17 protein-coding genes and 3 pseudogenes are annotated in these 19,376 nt (G+C 32.5%); 13 read left to right on the forward strand and 7 right to left on the reverse strand.

Annotation, left to right across the window (positions count from 1 at the left end; genetic code table 11):
* The first annotated feature begins 7 nt into the window (after window positions 1–7).
* The 5 genes and pseudogenes from ACZZ95_RS14485 to ACZZ95_RS14505 all read left to right on the forward strand — a co-directional run bounded on the left by ACZZ95_RS14485 (window position 8) and on the right by ACZZ95_RS14505 (window position 5,092).
* Window positions 8–1,296, forward strand: a pseudogene (locus ACZZ95_RS14485) (glycosyltransferase family 4 protein).
* A gap of 45 nt (window positions 1,297–1,341) precedes the next feature.
* On the forward strand, window positions 1,342–2,811 hold the full coding sequence (locus tag ACZZ95_RS14490; protein WP_463469583.1) for an oligosaccharide flippase family protein: 1,470 nt from the start codon (window positions 1,342–1,344) through the stop codon (window positions 2,809–2,811).
* Window positions 2,812–2,906: 95 nt separating this feature from the next.
* Entirely contained in the window at window positions 2,907–4,331 is a 1,425-nt protein-coding gene (locus ACZZ95_RS14495) for a mechanosensitive ion channel family protein (protein WP_463469584.1), read from the forward strand.
* A 19-nt stretch (window positions 4,332–4,350) separates the two neighbouring features.
* Window positions 4,351–4,485: a hypothetical protein gene (locus ACZZ95_RS14500; protein ID WP_463471682.1), complete on the forward strand. Its 135-nt coding sequence runs from the start codon at window positions 4,351–4,353 to the stop codon at window positions 4,483–4,485.
* Between the two features lie 304 nt (window positions 4,486–4,789).
* Complete coding sequence (locus ACZZ95_RS14505) at window positions 4,790–5,092, forward strand: hypothetical protein (RefSeq protein WP_463469585.1); 303 nt, start codon at window positions 4,790–4,792, stop codon at window positions 5,090–5,092.
* Between the two features lie 81 nt (window positions 5,093–5,173).
* Here ACZZ95_RS14505 and uvrA read toward each other — a convergent pair.
* Window positions 5,174–7,968, reverse strand: a pseudogene (gene uvrA / locus ACZZ95_RS14510) (excinuclease ABC subunit UvrA).
* A 541-nt stretch (window positions 7,969–8,509) separates the two neighbouring features.
* Between uvrA and ACZZ95_RS14515 the strand changes: the two are divergent.
* The 4 genes from ACZZ95_RS14515 to ACZZ95_RS14530 all read left to right on the forward strand — a co-directional run bounded on the left by ACZZ95_RS14515 (window position 8,510) and on the right by ACZZ95_RS14530 (window position 10,918).
* Window positions 8,510–9,094 carry an RNA polymerase sigma factor gene (locus ACZZ95_RS14515; RefSeq protein WP_463469586.1) on the forward strand — a complete coding sequence of 195 codons (585 nt, stop codon included), beginning with the start codon at window positions 8,510–8,512 and terminating at the stop codon, window positions 9,092–9,094.
* Between the two features lie 49 nt (window positions 9,095–9,143).
* Window positions 9,144–9,287 carry a hypothetical protein gene (locus ACZZ95_RS14520; protein ID WP_463469588.1) on the forward strand — a complete coding sequence of 48 codons (144 nt, stop codon included), beginning with the start codon at window positions 9,144–9,146 and terminating at the stop codon, window positions 9,285–9,287.
* 586 nt (window positions 9,288–9,873) lie between these two features.
* Complete coding sequence (locus ACZZ95_RS14525; RefSeq protein ID WP_463469589.1) at window positions 9,874–10,419, forward strand: hypothetical protein; 546 nt, start codon at window positions 9,874–9,876, stop codon at window positions 10,417–10,419.
* Window positions 10,379–10,918: a hypothetical protein gene (locus ACZZ95_RS14530; protein WP_463469590.1), complete on the forward strand. Its 540-nt coding sequence runs from the start codon at window positions 10,379–10,381 to the stop codon at window positions 10,916–10,918. The genes ACZZ95_RS14525 and ACZZ95_RS14530 overlap by 41 nt, the downstream gene beginning before the upstream one ends.
* 69 nt (window positions 10,919–10,987) lie before the next feature.
* Here ACZZ95_RS14530 and ACZZ95_RS14535 read toward each other — a convergent pair whose 3' ends face one another.
* Window positions 10,988–11,671: an endonuclease III domain-containing protein gene (locus tag ACZZ95_RS14535; protein ID WP_463469591.1), complete on the reverse strand. Its 684-nt coding sequence runs from the start codon at window positions 11,669–11,671 to the stop codon at window positions 10,988–10,990.
* A gap of 336 nt (window positions 11,672–12,007) precedes the next feature.
* On the opposite strand from ACZZ95_RS14535, the gene bcp reads away from it, so the two are divergent.
* Window positions 12,008–12,460, forward strand: a complete 453-nt coding sequence (gene bcp / locus ACZZ95_RS14540; RefSeq protein ID WP_095953228.1) for a thioredoxin-dependent thiol peroxidase — start codon at window positions 12,008–12,010, stop codon at window positions 12,458–12,460.
* A 537-nt stretch (window positions 12,461–12,997) separates the two neighbouring features.
* On the opposite strand, the gene ACZZ95_RS14545 is transcribed toward bcp, so the two are convergent.
* Window positions 12,998–14,458, reverse strand: coding sequence for a TonB-dependent receptor (locus ACZZ95_RS14545; RefSeq protein ID WP_463469592.1), 1,461 nt, complete (start codon window positions 14,456–14,458; stop codon window positions 12,998–13,000).
* Window positions 14,459–14,548: 90 nt separating this feature from the next.
* On the opposite strand from ACZZ95_RS14545, the gene ACZZ95_RS14550 reads away from it, so the two are divergent.
* From ACZZ95_RS14550 to ACZZ95_RS14560, 3 genes are read left to right on the forward strand one after another with little or no spacing between them, the layout of a single operon-like run.
* On the forward strand, window positions 14,549–15,313 hold the full coding sequence (locus ACZZ95_RS14550) for an MBL fold metallo-hydrolase (protein WP_463469593.1): 765 nt from the start codon (window positions 14,549–14,551) through the stop codon (window positions 15,311–15,313).
* A gap of 12 nt (window positions 15,314–15,325) precedes the next feature.
* On the forward strand, window positions 15,326–15,829 hold the full coding sequence (locus ACZZ95_RS14555; RefSeq protein WP_095953231.1) for a hypothetical protein: 504 nt from the start codon (window positions 15,326–15,328) through the stop codon (window positions 15,827–15,829).
* A gap of 44 nt (window positions 15,830–15,873) precedes the next feature.
* Window positions 15,874–16,299, forward strand: a complete 426-nt coding sequence (locus tag ACZZ95_RS14560) for a hypothetical protein (protein WP_463469594.1) — start codon at window positions 15,874–15,876, stop codon at window positions 16,297–16,299.
* A gap of 57 nt (window positions 16,300–16,356) precedes the next feature.
* On the opposite strand, the gene ACZZ95_RS14565 is transcribed toward ACZZ95_RS14560, so the two are convergent.
* The 4 genes and pseudogenes from ACZZ95_RS14565 to ACZZ95_RS14580 form a co-directional block, all read right to left on the reverse strand.
* Window positions 16,357–16,920 (reverse strand): cysteine hydrolase family protein, encoded by a 564-nt coding sequence (locus tag ACZZ95_RS14565; protein ID WP_463469595.1) that lies wholly within the window; start codon window positions 16,918–16,920, stop codon window positions 16,357–16,359.
* 48 nt (window positions 16,921–16,968) lie between these two features.
* Window positions 16,969–17,614 (reverse strand): annotated as a pseudogene (locus ACZZ95_RS14570) (alpha/beta hydrolase).
* Window positions 17,615–17,755: 141 nt separating this feature from the next.
* A complete protein-coding gene (locus tag ACZZ95_RS14575) occupies window positions 17,756–18,082 on the reverse strand; it encodes a hypothetical protein (RefSeq protein WP_463469596.1) in 327 nt (108 codons plus the stop codon).
* 4 nt (window positions 18,083–18,086) lie between these two features.
* The gene (locus ACZZ95_RS14580) at window positions 18,087–19,337 is read right to left on the reverse strand and encodes a dihydroorotase (RefSeq protein ID WP_463469597.1); all 1,251 of its coding nucleotides are present in this window, start codon (window positions 19,335–19,337) and stop codon (window positions 18,087–18,089) included.
* Between the last annotated feature and the right edge of the window lie 39 nt (window positions 19,338–19,376).

The following is a 19,376-nucleotide window of genomic DNA, read 5'->3' on the forward strand; positions in this document are numbered from 1 at the left end:
AATTCTAATGGAACAAAAAAAGCTCTTAATAATTACGTATTACTTTCCGCCTGCTGGTGGTCCGGGTGTGCAACGCTGGTTGAAATTTGTAAAATACCTGCCAGAATTTGATGTACAGCCAATTGTATATGTTCCAGAAAATCCAACTTATCCAATTGTAGATGAAGGTCTAGTGAGCCAGATATCAGACAAAGTCATTGTTCTAAAAAATAAAATTTGGGAGCCTTATCAGCTGGCTTCTGTTTTTTCGAAAAATAAAACCAAAAAAATCAGTTCAGGCATTTTTCCTCAAAAGAAAAAGCAGACATTTTTAGATAAAACTTTTCTTTGGGTTCGCGGCAATCTTTTTATTCCAGACGCTCGCGTTTTTTGGGTAAAGCCATCTGTTTCGTATCTTGAAAAATACATTCGAGAAAATAATATAGATACTATCGTAACTTCTGGACCACCGCATAGTCTGCATTTAATTGGTTTGGAACTACAACAAAAATTAAAAGTAAAATGGTTTGCCGATTTCCGTGATCCGTGGACAACGATTGGCTATCATAAAGCACTTCGTTTATCATCTTACGCTGAAAAAAAACATAAAAGTTTAGAACACAAAGTTCTTAATACTGCCGATGAAATTATCGTAACCAGTAAAACCACAAAAACCGAATTTGAGGCAATTACAAACAAGCCTATTACGGTTATTACAAATGGTTATGATGTTGAGACTGTAGAAAAACAGACATTAGACAGTAAATTTACTTTAGCCCATATCGGCTCTTTTTTATCAGACAGAAACCCGCCATTTTTATGGGAAGTTTTAGTTGAACTGTTAAAAGAAATTCCTGAATTTAAATCTCACTTAGAAATCAAACTTATTGGTGCTGTGAGTCAGGAAGTTTTAGATGCAATACAAGAACATCAATTAAACGATTATTTGAATTTGCTAGGGTACGTTTCGCATCAAGAAGCAGTTGCGCACCAAAGGAAATCACAAGTATTACTTTTAATAGAGATTAATTCTGAAGACACTAAAAGTATTATTCCTGGTAAATTGTTCGAATACATGGTCTCAAACCGTCCGATAATCGCAATTGGACCACAAGGTTCTGATTTTGCAGATATTGTAACACAAACTAATACAGGAGTATTTTTTGACTATTCTGAAAAAGCGAAGTTAAAAAGTGTAATTTTGGACTTTTTTAATCAGTTTTTGGAAGGAAAATTACAAGCACACGGAATTGGTTTGCGACAATATTCCAGAAAAATTTAACCAAACAGCTAGCACAGCTGATTAGTAAATCATAGATTATAAAAATCTAAAACCTAAAATCTAAATTCAGAAATCCAAACATGGGTATTGTCTTAAATCAGTCTTTTAAAAATACTATAATTACCTATATTGGTTTTGGTATCGGAGCTATAAATACGTTGTATCTATATCCCATTTATTTGGGAGCAACCTATTATGGCTTGACTAATTATGTTACCTCATGTGCTAATGTGATTATGCTGCTGTTTGCTATTGGAATGCAAAATACGTTGGTTAAATTTTATTCACAATATCAAACTGAAGAAGAAAAATCCCGTTTTTTATCTTTTACAGTTTTATTCCCGTTCCTATTAATAATCCCGCTTTTATTGATTGGGCTTGTTTTTTATGACGAGATTTTATTCTTTTTGTCAAAGAAAAATGCTATTGTCAAAAGTTATATCTGGTTGATACCATTTATAGGATTGTGTATGGCATACTTTGAAATTTTTTATGCCTGGTCGCGGGTAAATATGCATTCCGTTTTTGGCAACTTTATTAAAGAAGTAGCTTTACGATTATTCTCATTATTCCTCTTAATAGGTGTTTACTACGATTGGCTTAGTGTAGAAGGTTTTGTTTACGCAACAGCTGGTTTATATTTTTTAGCATTCCTAGTAACGATGTTATATGCATTTAGTATTCAGAAACCAACTTTTCAAATTACAATACCTAAAAATACCAAAGATATATTAGTGTATACTTTTTATATTATTTTATCTGGAAGTGTTGCTAATTTACTTCTGGATGGCGATAAAATGATATTAAATCAATATATGGTTATTGAAAATATTGCCTTTTATTCTGTAGCAACATATATTGCCTTGGTAATTTCCGTTCCAAGCCGTGCAATGCATCAAATTGTATATCCAATTACAGCTAAATTGATGCATGAAAACAAACATGATGAACTGAATCAATTGTACAAAAAAACATCTATCAACCTGCAGATGGTGGGAGGATTTGTAATGCTTTGTATTTTTGTGAACATCAATCAGTTATATGAATTAGTTCCAAAGGAATACAGCGACGGAATTTCTGTTGTATTTATGATCGGGATTTCTAAATACTTCGACTTAATTTTAGGAAATAACAATGCCATTATTTTCAATACAAAATATTATAGAATGGTATTGTATTTAGGATTAATGTTAGTCGTTTTGACTGTAGTTTTAAATATGATCTTTATTCCGATTTTTGGAATTTTCGGCTCTGCCTTTGCGACGCTTTTATCTATTACTTTATATAGTTTGGCAAAATTGCTTTTTGTAGTTAAGAAACTTCATTTATATCCATTTACCAAAGAAACGATCTATTCGATTGTACTCACATTTGCATTGTTTTTATTGTTTTATTTCTGGGAATTTCCATTTTTCCAATTAATCAGTATTGCTTTAAAATCGATTTTAGTGACGATTTTATATGTGTATTTGAATTATAAATTTAAAATCTCTTCGGATATTAATAATGTTATTGATTCCATTTTTAAGAGAATTGGTTTTAAGATATAATAGGAAGTTGTAGGAAAAATAAAAGTAATTTAAAATCGTAACTTTTTTGTTTTTATATTTGTTAGAAAGGATAACTAATTTATTTCTAGCTGAATATGAAAAAAGAATTACTTAGGTTTTTAGCTTTCTTTCTACTTTTGATTTCTTTTTCGGTGTTTGGCCAAGTTGCAAATAAGCAGACTTCAGAAAAAGCGATAGTACCAGAAAAATTAGTCGGTTATCCTGTAACGCCTTTTAAAGACACGCTTTTTTATGTCTATACAAATGTTGGATCTTTTTCGGCAAAAGAAAGAGCAGGGTATATTTCAAATAAAATTAAGAAACTTTATAACGAATCTTTTTTTGAGAAAGATTCCCTTAAAATTACTCCTTCAGATGTTTCGTTTGATATTATTTACAAAGATGATTTAGTAATAATGTCTATTCTCAATGCTGATGCAAAAGCAGAAAACCAAACCGTATCTAATATTGCCAATCGTAATTTGAAAGCAATTAAAAGTGCAATAATTTATCAGAGCGAAAATTATTCACAGCTTCCAAAAAGACTTGGATATACTTTCTTGTTGATTTTTATAATAGGATTGGTTTTGTATTTAGTGGGCAAAATTTTTAATTGGATTAAATATTATATTTTAAAGAATAGCGACAAATATTTTAAAGGTTTCAATTACAACAATATTAAAATATTGTCACCACAAAAGCGACAGTTTCTATTAATGCGGTTGTTTGGTTTTATAAAAATCGTTACTCTTATTTTGATCGTTTATTTATCGCTTCCCGTATTGTTTAGTATTTTTCCTGCAACAAAAGAATACACGACAACACTTCTTCGATGGATTTTGACACCTGCAAAATCTGCCTTAATGGGATTTCTAAGTTTCCTGCCAAGTCTGTTTACCATACTCGTAATTATTATCATTTTCAAATATTCATTGAAAGTAATTAAATTTTTCTTTTATGAAATTAAATCAGAAAACATACAAATTGATGGATTCTACAGCGATTGGGCAATTCCAACATTTAATGTAATCCGCTTATTGATGTATGCTTTTATGCTGGTGATTATTTTTCCGTATCTGCCCGGTTCAGATTCTCCTATTTTTAAAGGAGTTTCGGTATTTATTGGGGTTTTATTTTCGCTAGGTTCTTCAAATGCAATTGCCAATATGGTTGCAGGATTAGTAATTACCTATATGCGTCCGTTTAAAATTGGTGATTATATAAAAATTGGAGACGTAAGCGACGAGGTAATCGAAAAAACAGCTTTGGTAACCCGAATAAGAACTCCGAAATTTGAAGATATTACGATTCCTAATGCGACAGTTTTGTCGAGTACATCTACAAACTATTCGGCAAATACAAAACAGTCTACCAATGGACTATTAATTCATACAACAGTTACAATTGGGTATGATGTACCTTGGTCTGCAATTCACGAGGCTTTGATCGATGCAACATTGAAAACCGAAATGACAGAAAAAGAACCTAAGCCATTTGTAGTCGCAGACAAGTCTGGATGATTTTTATGTTTCCTATCAGATTAACGTTTATACAAAAGAACCCACTAAGCGACCTAGGATTTATTCTTCGCTTCATCAAAACATTCAAGACTCATTTAATCAGGCTGGAATTGAGATTATGTCTCCACATTATGCTCGCGCTGAGAGATGGTAATACAACCACAATTCCTCCTAATTATTTAAAAGAAGATTACGAAGCACCAGCTTTTAATTTGAAAAATAAAGGTTAAGAAATTGAAAACTGCGAATTAAATTACAAATTTTAACACCTATTTATTTTGTAATTACTTTTATAAAAATTAACTTTATACTGAAAATTTAGCACTACTTTGGATAAAATACATAATTATTTGTAACAAAATCACCAATTGTAGGTATTGTTTTATACTTTTTATTTGAATACTTTTGCAATAAAATGTGCAAGAAAAAGTTTATGATTAATGTAGATTAGAATAATTATGAAAGACAACAATCATCTCAGCCAGGAACAAAGCATGCAGGTATTTTCTAATATGATATCAAATAAAGTTCATAATGGATTTACTTTGGAAGAACGAAACGATGAATTTCTATTTGCGGTATTGTCAAAAGGAGGGAAAGTCGTGAATCACAGTTTAAATTTCATGATTTTTTGTTTAACTCTGGGTTTATGGTCATTTGCTTGGCTGTATTTAACTTTTGAGGCATCAAAACAAAAAAAGGTTTTGGTCGCTATCGACGAAGATGGATTTCCTTTTGAGGAAAGATGTTTGGTAGCTTAACGATTTAAGAAGAGAAAAACTAAAAGCCCTAAATACATTCCTTATCAAAATGTATTTAGGGCTTATTTTTTATAAAATGTTTTACAATTTATCTTTCAAATAAACACCAGTCACTGATTCTTTTACTTTTACAATGTCTTCTGGAGTTCCTGAAGCCAATAAATGTCCTCCGTTTTCTCCACCTTCTGGACCTAAATCTAGAATCCAATCGGCACATTTTATTAAATCCAGATTATGTTCAATTACAATAATAGAATGACCTTTTTCTATTAATGCATCAAATGAAGCTAAAAGTTTCTTGATGTCATGAAAATGAAGACCCGTTGTAGGTTCGTCAAATACAAATAAAGCTTTATCTTTTGTAGCGCCTTTTACTAAAAAAGAAGCTAATTTGATACGCTGTGCCTCACCACCGGAAAGAGTAGAAGAGGATTGACCTAATTGTACATATCCCAATCCAACATCTTGTAAAGGCTGTAATTTTTGCGTGATTTTCGATTGTTTGTTCTTTTCAAAAAAAGCAATGGCATCATCAATGGTCATAGTTAGAATATCATTAATATTCTGGTTATCGAAAGTAACTTCTAAAATTTCTTTTTTGAATCTCTTTCCTCCACAAGTTTCACATGGTAACGAAACATCGGCCATAAATACCATCTCGACGTTTATAGAGCCTTCTCCTTTACAAGTTTCGCACGTACCACCATCAACATTAAAAGAAAAGTGTTTAGCCTGATAGCCTCTTATTTTAGATAATTTTTCTTTGGCATACAAATCACGAATATCATCGTAAGCTTTGATATACGTTACAGGGTTGGATCGCGAGCTTCGTCCAATTGGATTCTGGTCTACATATTCGATATGTTTAATCTGAGAAAAAGAACCTTTCAGCTCACTAAATTGACCGGCCTTTTCAGCGGCGCTTTCTAGTTTTTTCTGCATTGCCGGAAACAAAATCTTTTTAATCAAAGTACTTTTTCCACTTCCAGAAACTCCTGTTACAACGGTCAAAACATCCAAAGGAAAAGTAACGTTGATATTTTTTAAATTGTTTTCGCGTGCGCCTACAATATCAATATGATTTTTAAATTTTCTTCTTTTCTTTGGAACAGAGATTTCTAAATCCCCATTTAGATATTGAGCAGTTAGAGAATCAGATTTCAGGATTTCATCATAAGTTCCCTGCGCAACAAGGTTTCCTCCAAAAGTTCCAGCTTCAGGGCCAATATCAATAATCATATCAGTGGCTTTCATGATGTCTTCGTCGTGTTCTACCACAATTACAGTATTTCCTAAATCGCGAAGCGAAAGCAAAACTTTTATAAGTCGTTCAGAATCTTTTGGATGCAGACCAATACTTGGTTCATCTAAAATATACATCGAACCTACTAAACTGCTTCCAAGAGAAGTCGCAAGGTTAATTCGTTGTGATTCACCTCCGGAAAGTGTTGCCGAATTTCTGTTTAAAGTAAGATAATCTAATCCTACTTCGGTTAAAAAAGATAAACGATTATTGATTTCGAGCATTAAACGTTTTGCAATCTGCTGTTCGTAAACGTTTAATTCGATGTTTTTAAAGAAAGTAACCAAATGCTTTATTGGTAAATCAACCAAATCAGAAACTGTTTTACCGTTGATTTTTACGTAAGATGCTTCTTCGCGTAAGCGCTTGCCTTTACACACATGACATTTGGTTTTGCCACGATAACGAGACAACATTACACGGTTCTGGATCTTATAATTTTTTTCTTCTAATTCTCTAAAGAAATCATTAAGTCCTTGAAAATATTGATTTCCAGTCCAGATTAAATCTTTCTGTTGATCACTAAGTTGGAAATAAGGTTTGTGAATAGGGAAATCAAATTTATAAGCATGCTTAACCAATTCATCTTTGTACCAGCTCATGCTGTCGCCGCCAAGGATAAATGGCACTTTCAAAAATCGACAAAGAAGTATTCGGAACGACTAAATCAGCATCAATACCAATAATATTTCCATATCCTTCACAAACTGGACAAGCTCCATAAGGATTGTTAAAACTGAATAAATGAACATTTGGTTCTAAAAAAGTAATGCCGTCCAGTTCAAATTTATTCGAATAAGAAAATCTTTTAGCAACGATTTAATTCCTGGAGATAGCAAATTCCTTTTCCTTCAAAAAAAGCAGTTTGTACAGCATCCGCAAGTCGGTTATAAAATTCCTCTTCTTCTTTAACAACGATACGGTCAATAATAAGTAGTATATCTTTATTATCAAATTTATGAAGATCTGAAGGAGTAAACTCATCCAAACGAACCATTTCGTTGTCTACCAAAATACGTGCGAAACCTTGCCGCAGTAATACTTTTAGTTTGTCTTCCAGCTGTCTTCCTTCTTCAAGATGAATAGGAGAGAGCAAAAGCCATTTACTGTCAATAGGAAGGGTTTTAACGTCTGTAATAACATCCGTAACCGTATTTTTTTTAACCTCTTTTCCAGAAACAGGAGAATATGTACGCCCAATTCTGGCAAACAAAAGTTTAACGTAGTCATAAATTTCTGTTGATGTTCCAACAGTCGAACGAGCGTTTGTCGTATTTACCTTCTGTTCAATAGCAATTGCAGGTGCAATTCCTTTAATATATTCAACTTTTGGTTTGTCTAAACGTCCTAAAAACTGACGTGCGTAGGAGGATAAACTTTCTACATAACGTCTTTGTCCTTCGGCATATAAAGTATCAAAAGCTAAGCTCGATTTTCCTGATCCAGAAAGTCCTGTAATAACAACAAGCTTATTTCGCGGAATGACCACATCTACATTTTTTAGATTATGTACTTGTGCTCCTTTTATTATAATATTAGATTTTGGGTCTATTTTAGAAAGATCAATTTGCATAAAAAAGTCAATTTTTACAAAAGTAATCAATTTTGAATTGGATTTTGTTAAGGATATAGTTCCAAATTTTAACTATTTTACCATAATTTAAATGTACTGTTAATGAACTTCTAAGAAGAAATATTTAGAGTAAACGTGCTGTGTTTTTAGAAGATTAGAAATAAAAATAAAGGCGTATCAAAAAATATTTATATATTGGGATCGATTTAATCAGGAAAAAATTGTAATTTAAGTCCAGATTTGATAAATTATATAATTTCACATCGCTTATTGTAAGGTATTTACGGCTGTTTTTAAAACATGGTAAAATGTTTTGTTTTACAGATATATCATGCTTACAATGTGAACTTTAAGTTTATTTTACTTTAATAATTTTTTTACTAATAATTATTAATCGTTTTATTTGCTTTTTAAAAGAATAATTTGTTAAATTTGGCCACAATATTAACACAACTCAAAAAAAAGATTCGCCTATATTACAAAACTACTTTTTAGAAAAAATTACTCCAAATTTTAAAACAAGAACTAAAAAAGTAGTATTATGGCTGATCTGCATATTCCAGACGCTCTATTAGTTAAAAACTATGTTGAAGGCAGTGAAGTCGCTCTGGCAACATTGATAAAAAGGCATGAATCTAAGATATATGGTTTTATATATTCTAAGATCGCTGATAGAGATATTTCAAATGATATTTTTCAAGATACATTTATTAAAGTAATTAAAACTTTAAAAAGTAATTCTTATAACGAAGAGGGGAAATTCCTGCCTTGGGTAATGCGTATTTCTCACAACTTAATTGTGGATCATTTTCGTAAAACCAAAAAAATGCCAATGTATAGAGAGACAGAAGAGTTTTCTATTTTCTCTATCATGTCAGACGATGCTCTGACCATTGAAGGTAAAATGATTGTGGATCAAGTTGAAATTGATTTAAAAAAGCTTATCGAAGAACTTCCTGAAGATCAAAAAGAAGTATTGGTAATGCGTATGTATCAAGATATGAGTTTCAAAGAAATATCTGAAATTACTGGTGTGAGCATCAATACAGCGCTAGGCAGAATGCGTTATGCATTAATGAATTTGAGAAAAATAATTGAAAAACATCAAATTATTTTAACCAACTAATACTATTTTGATAATTAGCTCGTTATATTGTTATAATCATTTTTACAATATGGCGAAAATTTACTCAAAAAAAGCATTAGCTTCTAAAAATCTAAAACCAAATAAAGAAATTGTTTCTTTCTTATTAAATTATTCTCAAGCCTTAACTGTGGTTAAGATTGAAGAAAAAAGTTTTGAGATTATAGCTAACTAAACACCCCGTCGCTCCTGTCGGATGTTTATGAAAATAAAAACCAAATGGTCGTTTTGGTTTAAATGCTCACTATTTGTATGTACTTACAGATAGTGAGTTTTTTTATGCCAAAAAATATCCGTTTGTCTTTTAATGTTTGATATTTTTTAGCGCTTAATTTTTTATAAGTTTTTTATATCATTTTCTCGTAAGTTTTGTTAAAATTTAATATTTTGATTGGATTTTGTGTGTTTATTTAGTTTTTAATTTTATTTTAGTTAAAAAGTAATTTTTTATTCATTAAAAATGCTTTTAGGACGAATTTTTCTTAGAGAGATATTTGTTTGAAATTGTAATCGAAAATAATAATGAATTAATAATTAAATACTTAACCCAAAACTAAATTGTTTATGAAGAAAAACTACCCTGCTTTATTTTGTTAAGTTAATGCTCATTTGATTTTAGTGCAGAAAAATATTTGGACCAGAAAATATTTTTAACTGCTAAAGTAGTCAATGGAGATAATTTAAATCAGTTTAATTATCTACGGAACTACGCCTCATAATAAACAAGAAAATCATTTAACCAACCAAAACTTAACCGCAAAATGAAAGAGAAAATAACAATGTTATCATGTCTGTTTATGGTAACGATTGGTGCATTTGCCCAAAAAGATAAAATTAAGGAAGCGCAGTCTTTGTACGATAAAGGAAGAAGCGAAGAATCTTTAGCAATTTTATCCAAAACAGAATACCTTATTCTGAATGCTCCAGATGAAGACAAATCTGATTTTTACTTCTTAAAAGGAAATGTTTTAAAAGATTTAGCTGTAAAAAATATTGATGCGGCTAATAATTTTACATTAGCATCACAGGCCTATCAAGATGTGTTTTTATACGAGAACGAATCAGGTAAATTCAAATCTACCGTTAAGGCAAATATGGCTTTAAAAGATATGAAAGCCAGTCTTGTAAACGGCGCGTACGCCGATTTCAAAGCTGAAAAATTCAAAGAAAGCTCAGAAAAAAGTTATAAAGTGTATTTGTTCGATAAGAAGGATACGCTTAACTTATTTAACGCCGCTTCCTCAGCATTAAATGCAAAAGATTATAATGCTCGCAGTTACTTATTACGAACTCCTAAAAAAGATTAATTTTTCTGGAAAAGGAGTTATGTATTATGCAACGAATAAGAAAACAAAAGAAGAGGATGCTTTTATTTCTCCAAAAGCTAGAGAATCAGCTATTCAGCAGGGATTGTATGAGAAACCAAGAACAGAATCGATTCCTTCTAAACAAATAGAAGTCAATACTAATTTAGCGTATTCTTATCTGGAGAAAAAGGATTATCCAAAATCGGAAACAACATATAATTATGTTTTAGAATTAGATCCTAATAATACTGAGGCTTATATCAATCTGGCTTACTTGAAGTTACAGATGAAAAAAGATTTGGCAGATGAAATTTCATCATTAGGAACCAGCGCCGCAGAAATGCAGAAATACGATAAATTAAATGCTAGAAAAGACGATTTAACAAGAAGTGCTATTCCGTATTTACAAAAGGCGCTTACACTTGAACCTAAAAATCAAGATGCTCGCAAAAATATTATTAGGTGTTTATCGCTCTCTGGATATGACAGCAGAATATAATGCCTTAAAAGCAAAAATGTAATATTATAAAATTAGACGAACTAGAAAAATATGCGCAGGCACAAAGGTTTAAATCTTTGTGCCTTGTTTTTTTAATGACACCGGCGTTTTTTCCATTTCTTCAATAATAGATTTCTTTCCAACCGTTTTTGTAATAATATCCTTTTCTAAACTCCAGCCTCTTGCAGGCGAATATTCACGTCCGTACCAAATAATTTGAAGATGTAAATCATTCCACAATTCTCTCGGAAATAATCTTTTAGCATCTTTTTCAGTCTGAGCAACATTTTTTCCATTTGATAAATTCCATCGGTACATTAATCTGTGAATGTGTGTGTCAACTGGAAAAGCGGGAACTCCAAACGCCTGAGACATTACCACACTTGCTGTTTTATGACCAACAGCCGGCAAAGCTTCAAGTGCTTCAAAACTCTGCGGTACTTCTCCGTTATATTTTTCAATCAAAATTTCCGATAAACCATGAATTCCTTTCGACTTCATTGGCGATAAACCACACGGACGAATAATTTCCTTAATTTCTTCCACAGACATTTTAACCATATCATACGGATTATCAGCTTTTGCAAATAATAACGGAGTGATCTGATTTACACGTACATCTGTGCATTGAGCAGACAGTAAAACCGCTATCAAAAGTGTGTAAGGGTCTTTGTGATCAAGCGGAATAGGTATAGTAGGGTAGAGTTCTTTTAACGTATTTATAACAAATTGTACGCGAGCTTTTTTATTCATTTCCGTAATTTTAATCCCGTAAAAATAGTATAATTTTAATGATGTGCCTAATCCAGCTTTCCGTTTCAACTCCTCGCTGTGTTAGTAACATTTTTTAGGATTAACAAGAGCTTCCTTTGGTCGCTTTCTTAATCCTAAAAATGTAAACTACCACAACTGCGGGGTTTTCACTTCAATCTGGGGCATGAGAAAAAGAGTAAAGAGTGAAGAGTAAAGAGTGAAGAGTAAAGAGTGAAGAGTAAAGAGTGAAGAGTAAAGCTATAATCTTGCTTCTAATATCTTGCATCTTATATCTAAAACTCTAAAATCAACAATCTAAAATCAAAAATAAAATATATGACAACATTAAAAGCAGGCGATAAAGCGCCAAACTTTTCAGGGGTAGATCAAGATGGAAAAGCACATAAACTAGCAGATTATGCTGGAAAAAAATTAGTAGTTTTCTTTTATCCAAAAGCAAGTACACCAGGCTGTACAGCAGAGGCTTGCGATTTAAGAGATAATTTTGAACGCTTTAAAGCCAATAATTATGAGCTTTTAGGTGTAAGTGCCGACAGTCAAAAAGCGCAATTGAAATTTAAAGATAAATACGAATTTCCTTTTCCATTAATTGCCGATGAAGATAAATCGGTTATCAATGCATTTGGAGTTTGGGGACCAAAGAAATTTATGGGTAAAGAATACGACGGAATCCATAGAACAACTTTTGTAATCGATGAAAAAGGAATTATCGAGGAAGTAATCGAAAAAGTAAAAACAAAAGAACACGCTTCGCAGATTTTGAAGTAAATTTTTTGTTTCAGGTTTCAAGGTTTCATGTTGTAAACTTGACTTAGAATTTTACCGCAAAGCACGCTAAGTTTTTATATATACTTGGTGTAATATTGAGCAAAGTTCGCAAAGTTTAATCAAACATAGTCTGTGGTTTCAACCACAGGGTCTTTATCAAAAATAGCCTTTGTTTTCAACAGGGGCGCAATATATATTAAAACATAGTCTGTGGTTGAAACCACAGGCTATGTTTTAATATGATGAATGAAAAATATAGATTTCTTCGTAGTGAGACTGCCTAATTTTTACATAGTGACTGATATTTGCATCTGATACGCTTTAAAGTCTTTGCGAACTTTGTGTTTTTATAAAACCTCGTTTAGCAAAAAACCTTAGTGTGCTTTGCGGTAAAATTTTACTCAATCCAAAACTAGAAAGAAGAGCGTAAATCTGCAATGTGGTTTCGACTCCGCTCAATCTGACAAAGTTGGAACTGAGACTCAAAACTGAGACTGACAAATAATAAAAAGTCCCGAAAAAATCGGGACTTTTTGATTATGTATTTTGTTCTAATTCTTTCTGTGGATGGTATCCAAAAAGATGATGTTCCTTAATGATTTCTGGAATTCCAGGAGGAAGCATTGGTTCCCAGCCAGGTTTACCTTGATTAATCATTTTTAATACTTCACGAGAGAAAACTTCCAAGTTATTCGGATCGTAATCTGCAATATCAACTACTTTTCCGTTGAATTTAAAGAATTTGTACAATTCCTTCATTCTTGGGTGAACTTTTAAGTTGTTAGAATCCATTAAAGTACCATCTTCATCAAGCATTGGATATAAGAAAACCTTCATATCGCGGTAGAATAATTTTCCAAATGCTTCAAGAATCCCACCACTTAAATGACGGTAGTATTTCTCATCAAAAATATCAACAAGGTTATTTACGCCCATTGCCAATCCCATACGGGCTTTGGTATAATTTGCAAAATATTCAACCACTTTATAATATTCCTGGAAATTTGAAATCATAACAGTTTGACCTAGCGAACAAAGTAATTCGGCTCTGTCCATAAAGTCGCGTTCGTCAATTTCACCATCCGAACGTAAATTCGAAAGTGTAATTTCAAAAACAACAAGCGTATTATTTTTTTCAACTTTATTTTCCTCGAGAAACATTTTTAATGATTTCTCATACATATCCATATTTACTTTCGTAACCGGACGGAAACTTCCCCTTAAGGCTAAAAGGTTCTTTTTGTATAAAATCGCGACTGGCAAAATGTTTTTTCCTTCTGGATTAAACATTACGGCATCTGTCATTCCGTTTTTAACCAATTGCAAACTCATCAAACGATTATCAACATCGGCAAAACGAGGTCCAGAAAAGTTGATTGTATCAATCTCTAATTGGTCTTTATCTAAGTGATCGTATAAATAACGAAGTAATCTTTTTGGGTCATTGTATTTGTAAAAAGCACCGTAAATTAAGTTTACACCTAAAATTCCAAGTGTTTCCTGTTGTAGTCTGGCGTCAGTTTCTTTAAAACGAATGTGCAGGATAATTTCGTTATAAGCTTCGTCTGGTTCAATTTGGTATCGAATTCCAACCCAGCCGTGACCTTTAAATTGTTTGGCAAAATCTATTGTGGCTACAGTGTTAGCATAACTAAAGAAAAGTTTTGTTGGATGTTTCTCTCTGCTTAAACGCTCTTCGATGATCTGACCTTCGTGAGTCAGCATTTTTTTTAAACGCTCTTCGGTAACATATCTTCCATCGCTTTCCACTCCATAAACCGCATCACTAAAATCTTTATCATAGGCAGACATTGCTTTTGCAATTGTTCCCGATGAACCTCCAGATCTAAAAAAGTGCCTAACAGTCTCTTGTCCAGCGCCAATTTCAGCAAACGTTCCGTAAATATTCTCGTTTAAATTAATGCGTAAAGCTTTGTCTTTTATAGAAGGAATCTGTTCGATGACCTTGTCACCCTTGAGTTTTATTTCTGTACCCATTTTATTTTAAATAGATTTGTTACAAAGTTAGCAAATTAGGCTTCTAATGAAAGAGAAATAATCCTATTTTTGTAAAAAAATTAAGTTCAATTGAAGGTTTATTTTTTAGGTACAGGTACTTCTCAAGGTATTCCGATTATCGGGATCGATCATCCAGTTTGTAAAAGCACTGATGCTAAGGACAAAAGGCTTCGTGTATCCATTTGGATTACATGGGACGAACATTCTTATGTTATCGATTGCTACCCCGATTTTAGACAGCAGATGCTTTCTTGCGGATGCACAAAACTAGATGCCATTTTATTTACGCACGAACATGCAGATCACACTGCAGGTTTAGATGATATTCGTCCTTTTAATTTTAGGCAGGGAGAAATTCCTATTTATGGACATCAGCGTGTTTTGGACAATCTAAGACGTCGTTTCGATTATGTTTTCGAAACCGTAAACAAATATCCAGGAGCTCCAAGTGTAAAAACTATCGAGGTAAAAAATAATGCTCCATTTGCGGTTGGAGATAAAACGGCAATTCCAATTAGCGCTATGCACGGCGATTTACAGGTTTTTGGGTATAGAGTAGACGATTTTGCCTATTTAACAGATGTAAAAACTATCGAACAAGCCGAAATTGATAAACTGAAAGGTTTAAAAGTTTTGGTTGTAAATGCCTTACGAGTTGAGCCTCACAACACTCATTTTAATCTTCAGGAAGCGCTTGATTTTATTAATCTCGTTAAGCCGGAAAAGGCTTATTTAACGCATATCAGCCACGTTTTAGGTTTTCATGAAGAAGTACAGAAAATGCTTCCGGAAAATGTTTTTCTGGCTTACGACAATTTAGAAATTACAATTTAATTATACCACAAAATGAAAAAATCCTTACTGCTTTATCTTTTTATTCTTGCTATTTTAATGAATATTTTTACTTATGCGTTCTACAACAGTGAAGTAAAATTTGCAGAGAATAGATATGATAAAACAACTAAGAAATTAAGAGATAGTATTAATCTAGTGAAAACTCAATTAGCCGATGCTGATTACTTTTCGTTAGAACACAACGAAAATGCTCAAAATTACTTTGATAACAGTGCTTCTGGCGGAAAAGTCATTTTGTACGAAAAACTGATTCCAGTTGTAACTGAAAAATTATTAGACTATAACGCAAACCCAAAAGGGAATCCGTATACGGGTCAGGATCAGATTGGTCCGAATAAATTTATTATCAATAAAGTAAAAATTTTAAACCACAGATGGATCATTGCTGATTATAGCAATGGAGAATTATGGGGAGAAGTCTTGTTAAAATATTTTGTTGATAACGATGATAGTATTACTTTTGAAGTAAATCAAACTTGGTTATATCAAAAATAGGATTTTATAATCCTATTTTTTTTGACCTTAAATAAGATAGGATTATGAAAAAGATGTTTTTGTTTTTAGTTATTGCAGGTACTTTTTCTTGCGCCAAAAAGGTTTCTCAAGAAAATGTAAATACTGCTCCAAAAGAGCCTCAAAAAGAAACTGTAGTAGGAGCAGACGCTGATGCACACGGATGTAAAGCTTCTGCGGGTTATACTTGGTCAACCCTCAAAAAAGAATGTATTAGAACTTTTGAAGGAACCAGATTATCTCATTATGATGATGGAAAAACATATACCACTGCAACTTACGTAATTTTTGACGGCAATAAAGCAGAGCTTTTTCTTGACACCCAAAAAGAATCGATTATTCTAGAAAGAAAATCTGAAGGGGATTCGTGGGTTAAAGGCGATTTGCAGTTAATTCCTTGGAAAGGTTATGTTTTGAAAAAAGACGGGAAGATTATTTATACTGGAGAATAAAGCTAATAGTCGCAGTTTTCAGTCTCAATTAGCAGATTGAAAACTGCGATTAAGTATTTAAACAATCTTTTTAATATAATCTGAAGTTACAACTTTGGCAAATTCTTCATTGAGACTTGCTAAGGCTGTTTGATGTATGATTTCTGCGGTAAATTCTTCACCGTTTACGCCTTTTTTATTAAATGTTGCCGTTGCATCTGAAATCAAATAGGTCGTATAACCAAAATTCCCAGCCATTCTTGTGGTCGTAGAAACACAATGATCTGTGGTTAAGCCCACAATCACAAGATTATTTATTTTTGCATCATCAAGAAGCTCTTTTAAATTTGTTCCGATAAAAGCACTATTAACATTCTTCTTTATAATAGTTTCGCTCTCAAGTGGTTTTACAATATCTTGAAATTCATTTCCAGGATTTGACTCGTTCAAAATTGAACTTGGATTTGAAGAAAAATGCTGAATGTGAAAAATGGGTAAATTTTTTGTTCTCCAAATTTCAAGAAGTTCCCCAGCCTTTTGCTCTGCATCCAAATTATTTCGATTTCCCCAGTAAGATGTGTCGTGAAATCCTTTTTGAATATCAATTAAAATTAATGCTGGATTGTCAAGTTTTGTGTTCATTTTGTAAAGATTTTGACGGACTGAAAACTGCGACTGATTACTGTAAAACTATGAATTCAGCCAATTCTTAAAATCGAAGAAATTCTGCGGTGCCACGCCGTGACCAACAGGATATTCTTTATAAGTAACCGGAATATTTAATTTTTCTAAAATTGCAGGTGTCTTTCTAGCCCAGTCAATAGGAATAACTTGGTCTACAGTTCCATGTGAAGCAAATATTTTTAGGTTTTTAAAATCATTTTTCTCAAAACCTTCTTTGATTATTTCTTCATTAAAATAGCCAGCTCATTGCCACAACTCTTTGAATTTTTTCTGGATAAGAAAGAGCCGTTGCATAACTTAAAATAGATCCTTGGCTAAATCCAATTAAAGTAACGTTATTGGCATCAATTGGATAATTAGAAACTAATTCGTCAATAAAAGAAGCAATTGCATCGCGTGACGTTTTAGCTTGTTCATTATCTGAAAATTTATTCTGATCGGCATCAAAATTAATGGCGTACCAAGCGTAGCTTCCGTATTGTAAATCGTAAGGCGCTCTGGCTGAAATGACATAATAATTATCTGGAAGTTCAGACGCAAACGAAAACAAATCGGCTTCATTGCTTCCGTATCCGTGTAATAAAAGCAATAACGGATTTTTGTCTAAAATTACTTTTGGTTCTCTTATTTGATATTCTAAAGATAGATTCATTTTTTTAGTGTTCAGTGTTCAGATTTTTAGTGTTCAGCTTGATCTTTGTCAAAGTTTCAAACTTTGACAAAGATTTTTAAGGTTCCAAATTTCAGATTCCAGTTTTGGAATTTGGATTTTTAAAACTTGGGATTTTAAAAATTAACCAATTTTTTTAAACCATTTTTGAAACAATTCCCCAACTAGCGGAATAGGTCTCGTTTGTCCTTGAATGGCAGTAAAAATTCCGAAAGTCCACAGAATTGAAATACAGATCCACATTGGAAAAGTGATGAAAAAACTGTCGAAATTACTAATAATAGCACCGAAAGAAATAAAGGTTAAAGACAATCCTAATGCCTGACGTATATGAAAAGAAGCAAAACTATTTTTGTTTTCAGAATTCATGCTCATGGCGATTAAAACACCAATGATTAGAATGTAACTGGTAATAGCGATTGGTTTTCCTTCTTCGACTGAATTATTCATTATATTATTTTGTAACAAGTTGATTTTGATTTAAAATTCCATACACAGAACCTTTGATTTCAGTTCCTAAAAATGCAGAATTTTTTGATTTTGAAAGAATGTTTTCTTTCGTAAAAGCAGAATGACCTTCTGGAGTAAACAAGGTGAAATTTGCTTTTGCGCCTTCTTCAATCGTATTGTTTTCAAGACCAAAGACGTTTCTTCCTGAAGTTAGTTTTGCAACTACAGTTTCCAACGGTAAAACAGTTAATAATGCGCCAAAAGCACTTTCTAAACCAATAGTTCCATTTTTAGCGGTATCAAATTCCATTTTTTTGAATTCAACATCAATCGGGTTATGATCTGATGTAATCATATCGATCGTTCCGTCTGCAATGGCGTTTAATAAAGCTTGTCTGTCTACTTCAGTTCGCAATGGCGGTGTAACTTTAAAACGAGTATCAAATCCGTCTAATTTTTCATCCGTTAAAACCAAATGATGTACAGAAGCGCTCGCCGTCACATGTAAACCTTTAGCTTTTGCCTCTCTAATTAATTCAACCGATTTTGCAGTAGAAACAGTCGGGATATGAAGTTTTCCGCCAGTATATTCTAATAGAAATAAGTTTCTCGAAATCTGCAGTTCTTCGGCTAAATTCGGAATTCCTTTTAAACCTAAACGCGTAGAAACAATTCCCTCATTGGCAACTCCATTTCCTTTGATATTTGGATCTTGTGAATAAGCAATCACTAAGCCGTCAAAATCCTGCACATATTGCAAAGCAATTTTTAGCAGATTGGCATTATCGATACTTTTATTATAATCGCCAAAAGCAACAGCGCCGGCTTTTTTCATATCGTAAAGTTCTGCCATATCTTTTCCTTCGCTCGCTTTTGTTAAAGCTCCAATTGGAAAAATTTCTGTTGCAAAACCATTCGCTTTATTTTTTACAAAATTTACTTGAGACTGATTGTCAATAATAGGGAAGGAGTTAGGTTGTAAAGCAATTGCTGTAAAACCGCTTTTTGCCGCAACATTCAATCCGTTTGCGATGGTTTCTCTGTCTTCGTAACCTGGTTCACCTAACGAAACACTGCTGTCAAACCATCCTTGAGAAACGTGAAGATCTTCGAATCTTACAATTTCTGCATCATCGTTTGGAAGTGAAGGCCCTATTTTTTCTATTAAACCATCTGCAATTAAAAGATCAACGGTCATATTGTGAAACGGACTTTTTGAATCAATAATTTTGGCGCTTTTGATGATTATTTTCATATGTAGATATTTTTTGTCGTAAAATGATTTTTGTAAAAA

The sequence above is a fragment of the Flavobacterium sp. AC267 genome, assembly GCF_979258715.1.